Origin of the sequence: Pseudomonas sp. RGM 3321, from assembly GCF_022836805.1 — a bacterium.
Lineage (GTDB): Bacteria > Pseudomonadota > Gammaproteobacteria > Pseudomonadales > Pseudomonadaceae > Aquipseudomonas.
This window is the reverse complement of the sequence record NZ_JALHBH010000078.1, coordinates 24,315-36,413: the sequence shown is the minus strand read 5'-3', so window position 1 is coordinate 36,413 and position 12,099 is coordinate 24,315. Positions and strand designations below refer to the sequence as shown.

At 60.5% G+C, this 12,099-nt stretch carries 15 protein-coding genes; 8 read left to right on the top strand and 7 right to left on the bottom strand.

Going from position 1 to position 12,099, the window contains the following annotated elements; genetic code table 11:
* Nucleotides 1-105: IS3 family transposase (locus tag RGM3321_RS28430; protein WP_347880958.1), on the top strand; the 105-nt coding region annotated here is incomplete at its 5' end.
* A 476-nt stretch (nucleotides 106-581) separates the two neighbouring features.
* Here the strand turns inward: RGM3321_RS28430 and RGM3321_RS01330 are convergent.
* Nucleotides 582-2,036: a TrkH family potassium uptake protein gene (locus RGM3321_RS01330; protein WP_244391236.1), complete on the bottom strand. Its 1,455-nt coding sequence runs from the start codon at nucleotides 2,034-2,036 to the stop codon at nucleotides 582-584.
* Between the two features lie 173 nt (nucleotides 2,037-2,209).
* Here RGM3321_RS01330 and RGM3321_RS01325 point away from each other — a divergent pair, with 173 nt between their 5' ends.
* Nucleotides 2,210-2,770, top strand: a complete 561-nt coding sequence (locus tag RGM3321_RS01325; protein ID WP_244391235.1) for a nitroreductase family protein — start codon at nucleotides 2,210-2,212, stop codon at nucleotides 2,768-2,770.
* On the opposite strand, the gene RGM3321_RS01320 is transcribed toward RGM3321_RS01325, so the two are convergent.
* The 6 genes from RGM3321_RS01320 to RGM3321_RS01295 all read right to left on the bottom strand — a co-directional run bounded on the left by RGM3321_RS01320 (nucleotide 2,767) and on the right by RGM3321_RS01295 (nucleotide 6,963).
* Nucleotides 2,767-4,116 (bottom strand): HAMP domain-containing sensor histidine kinase, encoded by a 1,350-nt coding sequence (locus RGM3321_RS01320; protein WP_244391234.1) that lies wholly within the window; start codon nucleotides 4,114-4,116, stop codon nucleotides 2,767-2,769. The two genes, RGM3321_RS01325 and RGM3321_RS01320, sit on opposite strands and share 4 nt — an antisense overlap.
* 86 nt (nucleotides 4,117-4,202) lie before the next feature.
* On the bottom strand, nucleotides 4,203-4,715 hold the full coding sequence (locus RGM3321_RS01315; protein WP_244391233.1) for a Spy/CpxP family protein refolding chaperone: 513 nt from the start codon (nucleotides 4,713-4,715) through the stop codon (nucleotides 4,203-4,205).
* Between the two features lie 109 nt (nucleotides 4,716-4,824).
* A complete protein-coding gene (locus RGM3321_RS01310) occupies nucleotides 4,825-5,502 on the bottom strand; it encodes a response regulator transcription factor (RefSeq protein WP_002554461.1) in 678 nt (225 codons plus the stop codon).
* A 7-nt stretch (nucleotides 5,503-5,509) separates the two neighbouring features.
* Nucleotides 5,510-5,923, bottom strand: coding sequence for a translation initiation factor 2 (locus tag RGM3321_RS01305; RefSeq protein ID WP_244391232.1), 414 nt, complete (start codon nucleotides 5,921-5,923; stop codon nucleotides 5,510-5,512).
* Between the two features lie 142 nt (nucleotides 5,924-6,065).
* On the bottom strand, nucleotides 6,066-6,365 hold the full coding sequence (locus RGM3321_RS01300; protein ID WP_244391231.1) for a YciI family protein: 300 nt from the start codon (nucleotides 6,363-6,365) through the stop codon (nucleotides 6,066-6,068).
* Nucleotide 6,366: 1 nt separating this feature from the next.
* Nucleotides 6,367-6,963 (bottom strand): septation protein A, encoded by a 597-nt coding sequence (locus tag RGM3321_RS01295; RefSeq protein ID WP_002554458.1) that lies wholly within the window; start codon nucleotides 6,961-6,963, stop codon nucleotides 6,367-6,369.
* Nucleotides 6,964-7,028: 65 nt separating this feature from the next.
* On the opposite strand from RGM3321_RS01295, the gene RGM3321_RS01290 reads away from it, so the two are divergent.
* From RGM3321_RS01290 to rluB, 6 genes are all read left to right on the top strand, one after another.
* On the top strand, nucleotides 7,029-7,892 hold the full coding sequence (locus RGM3321_RS01290) for a PHP domain-containing protein (RefSeq protein WP_244391230.1): 864 nt from the start codon (nucleotides 7,029-7,031) through the stop codon (nucleotides 7,890-7,892).
* A gap of 13 nt (nucleotides 7,893-7,905) precedes the next feature.
* Complete coding sequence (locus RGM3321_RS01285; RefSeq protein WP_002554456.1) at nucleotides 7,906-8,535, top strand: L-threonylcarbamoyladenylate synthase; 630 nt, start codon at nucleotides 7,906-7,908, stop codon at nucleotides 8,533-8,535.
* A gap of 119 nt (nucleotides 8,536-8,654) precedes the next feature.
* Nucleotides 8,655-9,353, top strand: coding sequence for a ScpA family protein (locus tag RGM3321_RS01280; RefSeq protein WP_170855934.1), 699 nt, complete (start codon nucleotides 8,655-8,657; stop codon nucleotides 9,351-9,353).
* A gap of 15 nt (nucleotides 9,354-9,368) precedes the next feature.
* Nucleotides 9,369-10,136 (top strand): SMC-Scp complex subunit ScpB, encoded by a 768-nt coding sequence (gene scpB / locus RGM3321_RS01275; RefSeq protein WP_244391229.1) that lies wholly within the window; start codon nucleotides 9,369-9,371, stop codon nucleotides 10,134-10,136.
* 212 nt (nucleotides 10,137-10,348) lie between these two features.
* A complete protein-coding gene (locus RGM3321_RS01270) occupies nucleotides 10,349-10,540 on the top strand; it encodes a DUF1289 domain-containing protein (RefSeq protein WP_005767716.1) in 192 nt (63 codons plus the stop codon).
* A gap of 184 nt (nucleotides 10,541-10,724) precedes the next feature.
* Complete coding sequence (gene rluB / locus RGM3321_RS01265) at nucleotides 10,725-11,951, top strand: 23S rRNA pseudouridine(2605) synthase RluB (RefSeq protein WP_244391228.1); 1,227 nt, start codon at nucleotides 10,725-10,727, stop codon at nucleotides 11,949-11,951.
* Nucleotides 11,952-12,099: the final 148 nt, after the last annotated feature.

Genomic DNA, 12,099 nt, shown 5'->3' with positions numbered 1-12,099 from the left:
GTAAAGGACATCACGGATTACATCGTGCGGTTCTATAACGAGGGGCGATTGCACTCGACACTGGGCTACGTGCCGCCCAATCAGTATGAGCGGCAAGCGGCCTGACGATCACCGATTGAGGTGTCCGCAAAAAGTTGACCACTACACAGGCCTTGCCCGCAGCCACTGCCAACGAAGTGCTTTTCAACCACAATATCACTGACGACGCAGAGTGCGACGTTAGTGACGGCTGAGTCCTGGCGCTGATCCGGGGGTAGCCTGGCAGGACGCCAGGCTAGCCGCACCGGGCCATGGATGGCCCGTTGCGGCGACCCCCGGATCAGTGACAGGGCGAAGGAACCCGACGAAGTCGGGCCGGAAACAGGAGCGAAAGGCTTTGGTTACTTTGGCCTCATCAAAGTAACTCGCCGAGGGGCGAAAAGGTGACTCGATTCGAGCCTGAATCTCACTGAATCGCAGAACTGTGTGACGCAGAGCGTCACGAAATGCATTACCACGCGGAGCGTGGGAACGATAAATCAAATGCCGTCTTCGCGAATAAGCGAAGCGTCGCCCGGTCCGCTCCGGCGCCCAGCCAGACCTCAATGCCGCCAGAACGCCGGTACACACAGCACCAGCACGGTAATGATCTCCAGGCGGCCGAGCAGCATGCCGCCGGAGAGAATCCACTTGGCAGCATCGGGCAGGGTAGAGAAGTTGCCCGCAGGCCCAATCACCTCGCCCAGCCCCGGCCCTACGCCGGACACAGTGCTGGCAGCGCCGGTCAGTGCAGTCATCCAGTCCAGCCCGAGCAGCGACAGCATCAGTGCGATCAGGCAGATAGTGATGGTGAAGAAAAACGAAAAGGTCAGAATCGAGCGAACGATTTCGTCGTCCAGTCGATGGCCATTGTATTTCTGCTTCATCACCGCGCGTGGGTGAATCAGTTGATTAAGGTTGGTCTTGAGCAGGATATAGGCGACCTGAAAGCGGAAGATCTTCACTCCGCCCGCCGTCGAGCCCGAACAGCCGCCGATGAAGCCCAGATAGAAGAACAGCATCAGCGAGAAGTTGCCCCACAGGCTGTAGTCACCGAGTGCAAAACCGGTAGTTGTCACCACCGACGTCACGTTCAGCGCCACATGACGCAGCGCCTCGGTCCACGGCAGGTCGGTGGTGTTGGCGTACCAGACAGTCATTACCAGCCAGGTAACCAACAGCAGCCCGATCAGCCCCTGCACCTGCTCATCCTTGATCAACGCCCTGCGATTACCGCGCAGGGTCGCGACATACAGGGTAAAGGGCAGGCTGCCGAGGATCATCACCACAATCGCGACCCAATGCACCGCAGGCTGCGGCCACTTGGCCAGCGACAGGTCGGAGGTGGAGAACCCCCCCGTGGAAATCGCCGACATCGCATGGTTGATCGCATCGAACAGGCTCATGCCCGCCGCCCAGAAGGCCAGGCTGCCCAGCGCGGTAAAGCCGACATAGGCCAGCACAATGAACTTGGCCACCATGTGCGAGCGGGGCATGACCTTTTCCGAACGGTCCGACGATTCGGTCTGGAACAGGCGCATGCCACCGATGCGCAGCAACGGCAGAATCGCCACGGCCATACCGATAAAGCCGATACCGCCAAGCCAGTGCAGCATCGAACGCCAGATCAGAATACCCGGTGACATGCTATCCAGATGGCTGAGCACGGTGGAACCGGTGGCGGTGATACCTGACATGCTTTCAAAGAACGAATCGGTGTAACTGATGTGCTGGGTCAGCAGAAAGGGCAGGGCGGCGAAGATGCACACCACGATCCAGCTGGAGACGGTCAGCATGTACATGTCCCGCGGGCGCAACTGGACGTTGTCGGGGCGTCCGGGTACCACCAGCGCCAGGCCGGCGATAAAGGTGATGGCGCTGGCCCACAGAAACTCGCGCAGGTCCTCGAAACGGTCGTAGATGACCAGCGTAGCCATAGGCACGATCATGGCGACAGCCAGGGTGATCAGGAAGATGCCGATAATGAAACCGATGATGCGAAAGGTCGGCAACGACATGAATGGCTCGGGCTGGTGTGAGGGAAGGCGCCATTCTACCCGCGCTTGAAGGCATGTAAACCAGTGCAGCCAGGGGCAAGGTTCGACAGAGTAGGTAAGGAATTGTCCGTCGCACTCGTTATTGACGGTAAACAGGCTCTAGAATGCTCGATCACTTTTCAAGGAGACCGCCCATGCAGGCGCTCGACGTTTTGCTCAATCGCGTATCGGTTCCGCGACTGGTCGACCCGGCCCCGGATGCTGCGCAGCGGGAAATCATGTTCGGTGCGGCGCTGCGCTCACCGGATCATGGACAGCTCAAGCCTTATCGTTTCCTGACCGTCGAAGGCCCGGCCCGTGAGCGCATGGGCGAGCTGCTGGTGGAAGCGCTGCAGCAAAGTAGCGTTGAGATTACCCCGCTGGCGCTGGAAAAGGCCCGTCTGGGACCGTTGCGCGCCCCCTTGGTCGTGGTCGTGATCGCTCGCTTGCAAGACCATTTCAAGGTCCCGCGTTCGGAACAACTGATCACCGCCGGGTGCGCCGCCCACGGCGTGTTGCTGGCGGCATATGCACTGGGTGTCGGCGCGGTCTGGAGGACGGGTGAGCTGTGCTATACGCCACACGTCGCCAAAGGGTTCGGGCTTGAGGCCGACGAAGAGGTGATTGGCTTTCTATACCTCGGCACCCCGCAGAACCCGCCGCGCGAAGCCCCGAAAGTCGACGTTGGCGGGTTTGTCAGCGAGTGGCAAGGCTAAACAGATGGTGAACTGAGCGGTTCTCTGGGCAGATCCAGCGTGGCGATAAACCCGCCTTCCGGGTGATTGCCCAGCATCAGAGTGCCGCCATGCCGTTCCGCTGCGCGTTTGGCGATCGCCAGGCCCAGACCGTGGCCCGGCGTTGTCTGGCCTGGCGCGCGATAAAACGGCTCGCCCAGTTGCGCAAGGTGCTCTTCGGCAACGCCTGGGCCGTGATCGCGAACACTCAGGCGGACCTGACTGTCTACCTGGCTCGCCTGCAGATCAATGCGCTGCCCTGTCGGGTTGAAGCGCAAAGCGTTGCGCAGCAGGTTATCCAACGCCCGTTCGATCATGTCCGGCCAGCCCTTCAGGTGCAGGTCATGCTGCACCTGGACGCGAATGTTCTGGTCGACACCGTCCAGTTGCGTGTCGTTTTTCAAGCGTTGCAGCAGTGCATCAAGGTCCACGGGTTCAGGGCCACGAAGCTCTGCGTCGAGGCGCGCCAAGGCCAGAATCTCGCTGATCAGCGCCTCCAGCCGGTCGCATTCGCGGCCCAGACGCGGCCAGAGCCTTTCACGCTCGGCAGGCTCCGCACGTTCAGCCAGCGCCAGGGCGATGCGCAGCCGGGCCAGTGGCGAACGAAGTTCATGTGACACATCACGCAATAGCTGCCGCTGGCTGCCGATAAGGCTTTGCAGGCGTGCGCCCATACGGTTGAAGTCAGTGGCCAGCACGCCGAACTCGTCACGCCGATTGGCCAGTTGGCCGAGGCTGTGCTGTTGATAGCTGGTCTGCCCCAGATCATGCACCGCGCCGCGCAGACGGCTCAGCGGTCGGGTGATCGAGAGCGTTACGAACAGGCTGAAAAGGGTCAGCACCACCAGTGCAATCCCCAGCGCACTCAGCGGCCACATCAGGCTCTGACGGTGCCACTCGCCGAGCTCCGGGTGCGGAACGCGGTAGATGAACAGGTACGTTTCACCGGTTTTCGGGCTGCTGTATTCGGTGGCCAGACGGCGCCAGGGCAGTTTGCGGCCCTGATCCTCGTCGGCCTGCTGTCGCGCTTCAAGCGCAGCGGCGCGTGGCGGGAAAGTGCCACGCACCATCGGCTCGCCGCTGTCGCTCAGAACCTGAACATCGATACGATTGCGTCGTTTGATGTCCTGAAGGAAATCCTGAGCGTTATCCGCGCCCTTTTCCTCGAAGCGTTGGGTCCATTGTTCCGGCAGTGAGTTGAGCACCGGATGACGATTGAGAATCCATGCATCCTGATTGAGCATGTGCCCGACGAGCACCGACAGGCCTCCCACCAGAGCAATGGCCAGCCAGAAGCTGGCCAGGATTCGCCAGAACAATGAACGCACAGGATTCCCTCGATCTCAATAAAGAAGCCCGGCATGCGTATGCATGCCGGGTCTGGTTCAAGTCATCTGGCCAGACGGCCTGACCATCACTGCATCTTTGCAGCTTTTTCCGCTTTCCAGGCTTTGAATTCGGCCCATTCGGCGCGACGCTCGTCCTGCCGTTTCTTGATTTCGTCGAACTGCTTCTGCTGTTCAGGGCTCAGCAGTGCACGAATGGCGCTGTCAGTCTCGGCGCGTTTGGCATTGATTTCGTTGTACATCGCTTTCTGCTCGGGGGCAGGCATCTTGTCCAGATAGCGCTGAGTGATTTCGTGGTGTTCGTGCTTCTGCTCGCGCATCAGCCGGTCGATCTGCTGACGCTGTTCACGGCTCAGGTCCAGGTCTCGCAGAGGGCCGGGGCCCCGATGCATTTCCGGACCAGGGCCTGGCTCGCCCATAGGGCCGCGACGCACATCTGGACCCGGGCCACGATCAGGACGATCAAGGCGCATTGCCGGCGCATCTGCGTCAGGGCCACCCGCTGGCGGAGGTGGTGGTGCAGCCATGGCAATGGTAGGCAGGGCAGTGGCGAACATCAAAGCGATCATGGTCTTGCGCATGGTGTATCTCCTTGTCTCTAGTGCGGCTCAATGCCGATGAGCCCAGTTTAGGGAGATCAAGGTCAAGCGCAGTCAGCGCTTGGTAAAGCTTGTGTAAGGGGGCAGATACTTACAAAGCATAATAATAGCCGCGGCTGCGCAGGGCGACGATGCGTGGGCGACCGTCAGCGTGAGGGCCGATTTTCTTGCGCAAGTTGCTGACGTGCATGTCCAGGCTGCGGTCGTAGAGCGTCAGTTTGCGGCCCAGCGCCAGTTGCGCCAGCTCCTGCTTGTCCAGTGGTTCGCCGGGCTGGCGCATCAGTGCTTCAAGCAGGCGGCTTTCGGAGACGGTGAGGGTCAGTTCTTTTTCGTCGACACTGACCACGCCGCGCATCGGGCTGAAGGTCAGGTCGCCCAGTTCCAGTTGCGTAGACGACGCCACCGGGTGGCTGCGACGCAGCACGGCGCGCAGGCGGGCGGTGAGCTCACGCGGGTCGCAGGGTTTTGCCAGGTAGTCGTCAGCGCCCAGTTCAAGGCCCAGAATGCGGTCCAGCGGTTCGCCGCGTGCCGAGAGCATGACCACCGGCAGGTCCGGGTGGTCATTGCGCAATTGCTTGAGCAGTTCCAGGCCGCTGCCATCAGGCAGCATCACGTCCAGCACCACGGCCGCCGGAGCTGCATCGGCCAGAGCCTGACGCGCACTGGCGCCGTCGTGACAGGCGCGCACCTGAAAACCTTCCTGGCTAAGCCAACTGCTCAGCAGCTCGCACAGCTCCTGATCATCATCAATTAGTAACAGCTCGCTCATGACTCACTCAATTTAGCCACTGCCGACGTTGCCTACGCCAACCACTGACCAATATACCGCACAGAAGGGCGAACATCGCAACGCCACCGCCTGCGACGAACCATTGTTGTTGCTCGGTCAGTAAGCGAGGAGGCGCTGCTGACAGTGCTTCTTTGAGCTGCAACTTGAGCTTTTGGTTCTCCTGACGCAAACGTGTCAGCAAGGCGTTGTCGCGTTCCGGATCGGCGTTCTGCAACTGCCGTGTCAGCTCGTCGCGCTGACGCTCGCTGTCCTTGAGCCGCAACTGAAGGTCGGCAATCTGATTGGCGGGGCTGGGCAGGTGCAAAGGCTGCACTGCGCCGCTCTCAGTGACCGTCTCGGCGTTCACCTGAAACCCTGTCGCCATCAAAACTGCCAACATACACCACGTACCTGAACGCATCTGAACTCCCTTTTACCGAGCCGTGTAAATTCGCACATTGAGCAGGTTATCGGCAGAGTGTCGGGAAGGATGAGCAAGAGGCGGGGGCAACACGGCTCTGCCTCGGTTGAAGCAGAGCGTGTATGTGTGTCAGAGGAGGGGATCAGGGCAGGACTTGCTTGAACGGCTTGACCACGACATTGGCATAGACGCCTGCCGCAACGTATGGATCGGCTTCGGCCCACGTTTTGGCGGCGCTTTGCGATTCGAACTCGGCAACGATCAGGCTGCCGCTGAAACCGGCAGCGCCGGGGTCGTTGCTGTCGACTGCCGGGTGTGGACCGGCCAGCACCAGACGGCCTTCATCCTTGAGCGCGTTGAGGCGATCGAGGTGCGCCGGGCGAACGCTGAGGCGTTTTTCCAGCGAGTTTTCGACGTCGGTGGCGATGATTGCGTAGAGCATGTCAGTCCTCGGATTTGGTCGTATTGGGAGCGGTGTCGTGCAGATGGCGTGACAGGTAGATCCCTTGGCCGACCAGGAAGATCAGGGTCATGCCCAGGCTGCCGAATACTTTGAAGTCGACCCAGAATTCCTGATAGGTGAAGGCCACGTACAGGTTGGCCGCGCCGCAGAACAGGAAGAACACGATCCAGGCGATGTTGAGCCGGGTCCAGATCGCCGCTGGCAGGGTCAGTGCGTGGCCCATGATGCGCTGGATAAGCGGGCGGTCACCGATGAAATGACTGCCAGCGAAGGCCACGGCAAACAGCCAGTTGACCACCGGTGCTTTCCATTTCAGGAAGGTTTCGCTATGGAAGGCCAGTGTCAGACTGCCAAACACCAGACAGGCGACCAGTGTGAGCCACTGGCTTTTTTCCAGCTTGCGCTGTTTGAGGTAAAGAATGCCGTAGACCACCACCGAACTGATGATCAGCATCGCCGTTGCGCTGAAAATGCCGCCTACCATATAGGTATTGCCGAGGATATCCACGGCACGCGGCTCGGTTTTGTAAACGATGAAAAACAGGAGCAGCGGGATGAAGTCGATGAATTGTTTCACAATGGCAGCCAGAAGCAGGATGTGGCGGCATAATAACAAACATCAATGAACACGAAAGCACCACTATGAATGTTGACCTGCACTGCCACAGCACCGCTTCCGACGGGGCGCTCTCGCCCACGGCACTGGTTGCCCGTGCTCATGAAAACGGCGTGCGCGTCCTTTCGCTGACCGACCACGATACCCTCGAAGGGCTTGAAGAGGCCCGCGCGGCAGCGCATTCATTGGGCATGCAGCTGGTCAACGGGGTGGAGCTGTCCTGCACCTGGGGTGGTGCGACCATCCATATTCTGGGCTACGGATTCGATACCCAGGCCCCGGCGCTGACCGAAGCCATCGTGCGTTTGCATGAAGGGCGCTGGCTGCGTGCGGAAGAAATCAGCCGCAAATTGGCGATCAAAGGTATGCCTGGCGCGCTGGAAGGCGCTCGCGCGATTCAGCAAGAGCTGGGTGACAGCGGTAATGCGCCTGCGCGCCCGCATTTTGCCGATTTCATGGTGCGCGCAGGTTTCGTCAAGGACCGCGCCGAGGCATTTCGCAAATGGCTGGGGGCGGGCAAACTGGGCGATGTGAAGCAGCATTGGCCGACGCTGGAAGAAACCGTCGCCACCTTGCGGGCGTCGGATGCATGGGTCAGCCTCGCGCATCCTTCACATTATGACTTTACCCGCAGTAAACGGCGTAAACTGGTCGGCGATTTCGTCCAGGCCGGTGGGCACGCCATAGAAGTGGTCAATGGCATGCAGCCTGCCGATCAGGTGGGGACCCTGGCCATCCTTGCACGCGAGTTCGGTCTGCTGGTTTCTGCCGGCAGCGACTTCCACGGTCCTGGCAACTGGGGCGAGATCGGCACTTATCGTCCCGTGCCTGAAGATCTACCGCCTTTGTGGTGCAGATTCAAACATGAACAGCCTACTGCCGCCGTCTGAACAGGAAGTTACCGTGAGTCAATTTTTCCAGGTCCATCCGGAAAACCCGCAGCCGCGCCTGATCAAACAGGCCGCGGAAATCATAAAAGCCGGCGGGCTGGTGGTGTACCCGACAGATTCGTCCTATGCGCTGGGTTGCCAGATCGGTGACAAGAGCGCCATCGAGCGTATCCGCCGCCTGCGTCAACTGGACGACAAGCACAACTTTACCCTGATGTGCTGCGACCTGTCGCAACTGGGGCTTTTTGCCAAAGTCGACACTGGCGCTTTCCGTGCACTCAAGGCTCATACGCCGGGGCCTTACACCTTTATTCTCAACGCCACCCGCGAGGTGCCGCGCCTGGTGCTGCACCCCAAGCGCCGCACCATTGGCCTGCGTGTGCCGAGCCATCCCATTGCCCAGGCCTTGCTCGAGCAATTGGGCGAGCCGCTGATGAGCGTCAGCCTGATCATGCCGGGTGACACTGTGCCGCTCAGCGATCCCTACGAGATGCGCCAGATTCTCGAGCATCAGGTGGACCTGATCATTGATGGCGGGATCGGCGGTATTTCGGCGTCCACGGTCATCAACCTGGCCGGTGGAGAGCCCGAGGTGGTTCGGGTCGGCTGCGGTGATCCAACGCCGTTCGGTGAACGCGCTTAATGACCGTCGTCGAGGCAGTCGACAGCCAGGCAGACGCCCAGCAGGAGCTGCCGTTCGCGCTGGTCTACGGGCGTGCTGTCACGCAGATGCCGCTCGACCTGTACATCCCGCCCGACGCGCTGGAGGTTTTTCTCGAAGCGTTCGAAGGCCCGCTTGACCTGCTGTTGTACCTGATCCGCAAACAGAACATCGACATCCTCGATATTCCCGTTGCCGAGATCACCAAGCAGTACATGGGTTACGTCGAGCTGATGAAAACCGTGCGGCTGGAGCTGGCTGCCGAGTATCTGGTCATGGCCGCCATGCTGGCCGAGATCAAATCGCGCATGCTGTTGCCGCGCTCGGCGGAAGTCGAAGAGGAAGAGGGCGATCCACGCGCCGAGCTGATTCGCCGCTTGCAGGAATACGAACGCTTCAAGGCCGCCGCCGAGGGTATTGACGGACTGAGCCGGGTGGGCCGCGATGTCATTGTGCCGAAACTTGACGCTCCCGAAGCCCGCGCACGCAAGTTGCTGCCGGATGTCAGCCTTGAAGAAGTGCTGATGTCGATGGCCGAAGTGCTGCACCGTGGCGACATGTTCGAAAGTCACCAGGTCAGCCGCGAGGCACTGTCCACCCGCGAGCGCATGAGCGATGTCCTGGAACGTCTCAAGGGCGGCGGTTTTGTGCCGTTCGCCGAGCTGTTTACCGCCGAAGAAGGGCGTCTGGGTGTGGTTGTGACGTTCATGGCGGTGCTTGAGCTGGTCAAGGAGTCACTTGTCGAACTGGTCCAAAACGAGCCCTTTGCGGCGATCCATGTCCGGGCGCGAGCCGAGTAGAGCAAGAACACACCCATGAACCTCAACGAACCGCGTGAACTGGCCCCGTTGCTTGAAGCCTTTCTGCTGGCCTCCGGAAAGCCGCAGACACTGGAGCGACTTTATGAGCTGTTCGAAGAGGGCGAGCGTCCCGAACCGCCGGTGTTCAAAAAAGCGCTGGAGGTGCTGCGTAAGTCTTGCGAGGGGCGTGCTTTCGAACTCAAGGAAGTCGCTTCGGGTTATCGCCTGCAGATTCGTGACCGGTTTTCCCCCTGGGTCGGACGGCTGTGGGAAGAGCGGCCGCAGCGTTACTCCCGCGCCATGCTGGAAACCCTGGCCTTGATCGCTTATCGCCAGCCGATCACGCGGGGCGAAATTGAGGACGTGCGCGGTGTTGCGGTGAACAGCCACATCGTCAAGACCCTGCTGGAACGCGAGTGGATTCGGGTGGTGGGCTATCGTGATGTGCCCGGGAAGCCGGCGATGTTCGCGACCACCAAGGGTTTTCTGGACCACTTCAACCTTAAAAGCCTAGACGAGCTGCCGCCGCTGGCCGACCTGCGCGAGATGGAAACCGAGCCAGTGCTGGATTTCGAAGAGGCGCCGGTGCCTGCGCACCTGCAAGCCTTGGCCGACGCCAGCCTCGACCCGGACGCAGAGCCCGAAGCCCCGCGTGACGAAACCAGCTTCCGCAGCCTGCTGGTGGAACTGGACTCGATGGAGCAGGGCCTCAAGACCGACTTCGACGACCTGTTGCGCGCGGAGCCAGAGGCTGAAGACGGCAAAGGCGACGATGGGGTCTGATTGATTATCGCTCCCACGCTCCGCGTGGTAGCGCTTTTCTGGACGCTCTGCGTCCTCTTGGCGACGCAGAGCGTCGAGAACTGCATTCACACGCTGAAGCGTGCGCAACGATACTTTCCAACTGTCGTGCACAATGCCCAGTGCATTTCGGTCGAATTCATACGCCAGCCCAGAGTCACATACGATATCCCTGGCCCTGAGACCCGCTGCCCATGAGTTCGACCAAGAACCCCTGCATCAGTCTGTGCAAGTTCGATGATGATATCTGCCTGGGCTGTGGCCGCAGCAAGCGTGAAATCAAGGCCTGGAAGAAACTCGACAAAGATGACAAACGCACGGTACTCGATGAGTCCGCCAAGCGGCTGGCGAAGCTCAAGACCGCCGGTCGTAAAAAGAAGAAGTGATTCGGGCATTTGCCACTGACGCTGGATGCGTAAACAGGCGCAGGGGCGTATGATGGCCGACCCTCGGCGATCAAGTGTCGCCCGGGCTTTCAAGTATTTCGCCCTGCCGCTATCCACAGCGCGCCGGGCACAGGTCTTGCCGGTTCTCGGCCAGCCCTGATTCGACACACCGGGAGGTGCCCAGATGAGTGAAAAAGACAAGCAGGACAACCAGGAAATCGGACCCGCAGGCGAAAAGCTGCAGAAGGTTCTGGCGCGCATTGGTGTGGGTTCACGCCGTGACGTAGAAGCCTGGATTACCCAAGGCCGCATCAAGGTCAATGGCAAGGACGCGACCCTCGGTCAACGCGTCGACCTGCATGACGCCATCAGTGTCGATGGTCGCGTCATCAAGCGCGAAGAAGCAGCCGAAACGGTTCGCCGCGTGATCATGTACAACAAGCCCGATGGCGAAATCTGCACCCGTGACGACCCTGAAGGCCGTCCGACCGTGTTCGATCGTCTGCCGCGCCCAAAAGAGGGTCGCTGGATCAACATCGGCCGTCTCGACATCAACACCACCGGCCTGCTGATGTTCACCACTGACGGTGAACTCGCCAACCGTCTGATGCACCCTTCGTTTGAAATGGACCGCGAATATGCGGTTCGTGTACGTGGCGAAGTTGATGACGACATGCTGCTGCGCCTCAAGAATGGTGTGATTCTTGAAGACGGTCCGGCACGTTTCACCGACATCCAGCAGGCACCAGGCGGCGAAGGTTTCAACCACTGGTATCACTGTGTGGTAATGGAAGGTCGTAACCGTGAAGTACGCCGTCTCTGGGAATCCCAGGGGCTGGTTGTCAGCCGTCTGAAGCGTGTGCGTTACGGGCCGGTGTTCCTCAACTCCGACCTGCCGATGGGCCGCTGGCGCGAAATGAGCCAGTACGAAGTCGACATTCTGGCGGCCGAAGTCGGTCTGCAACCTGTGGCCCAGCCGCAGATGAATGCCAAGACCAAAGACAAGATGGAACGTCTGCAGCGTCAATCGTCGCGCCCTCTGGGCAAAGGCGAGCGCGTTCGCACCTTGCGTCCGGCTGCTGGCGCTCCGGCGACTGGCGATCGCGCACCGCGTCAGCCGCAAATTACCGGCAGCGAACGTGATCGTCCGCGTGGCGGCGACTCCACTCAGCGTCCTTCGCCGCGCAAGGATTCGGGCAAGCCCGGTTCGCGTGCACCGTACCCGGCGGACAATAGCCGTGGCACACCGGTCGCCGAGCGTCCGAGCGAGATGAACAAGCGCCCGGCAAAGCCTGGGCCAAAGCGTGTCGGCATCAAGCTGGTCAACGACGATGCACCGTCAGGCAAGCGTCGTGGCCCACCGGCAGGCTCAGGTCAGCGTCCGGGCTTCGGTCGTCGCAAGCCTGAGTGACCGCGCGGTGTGAATGAATGGCAACGCCAGTCCCCAGGGCTGGCGTTGTCGTTTTTGGCGATGTGAAAAACCTTGTCATACAGCCCCGGCGCATTCATTTCCCTGTTTCAAACCTCAACCTGGATGCAGGTGTACAATGCCGCGCTTT

Excerpts from the sequence above, each read along its gene's own strand:
- RGM3321_RS01330 (WP_244391236.1), bottom strand. The coding sequence starts at position 2,036 with ATGTCGTTGCCGACCTTTCGCATCATCGGTTTCATTATCGGCATCTTC.
- RGM3321_RS01325 (WP_244391235.1), top strand. The coding sequence starts at position 2,210 with ATGCAGGCGCTCGACGTTTTGCTCAATCGCGTATCGGTTCCGCGACTG.
- RGM3321_RS01315 (WP_244391233.1), bottom strand. The coding sequence starts at position 4,715 with ATGCGCAAGACCATGATCGCTTTGATGTTCGCCACTGCCCTGCCTACC.
- RGM3321_RS01310 (WP_002554461.1), bottom strand. The coding sequence starts at position 5,502 with ATGAGCGAGCTGTTACTAATTGATGATGATCAGGAGCTGTGCGAGCTG.
- RGM3321_RS01305 (WP_244391232.1), bottom strand. The coding sequence starts at position 5,923 with ATGCGTTCAGGTACGTGGTGTATGTTGGCAGTTTTGATGGCGACAGGG.
- RGM3321_RS01300 (WP_244391231.1), bottom strand. The coding sequence starts at position 6,365 with ATGCTCTACGCAATCATCGCCACCGACGTCGAAAACTCGCTGGAAAAA.
- RGM3321_RS01290 (WP_244391230.1), top strand. The coding sequence starts at position 7,029 with ATGAATGTTGACCTGCACTGCCACAGCACCGCTTCCGACGGGGCGCTC.
- scpB (WP_244391229.1), top strand. The coding sequence starts at position 9,369 with ATGAACCTCAACGAACCGCGTGAACTGGCCCCGTTGCTTGAAGCCTTT.
- RGM3321_RS01270 (WP_005767716.1), top strand. The coding sequence starts at position 10,349 with ATGAGTTCGACCAAGAACCCCTGCATCAGTCTGTGCAAGTTCGATGAT.
- rluB (WP_244391228.1), top strand. The coding sequence starts at position 10,725 with ATGAGTGAAAAAGACAAGCAGGACAACCAGGAAATCGGACCCGCAGGC.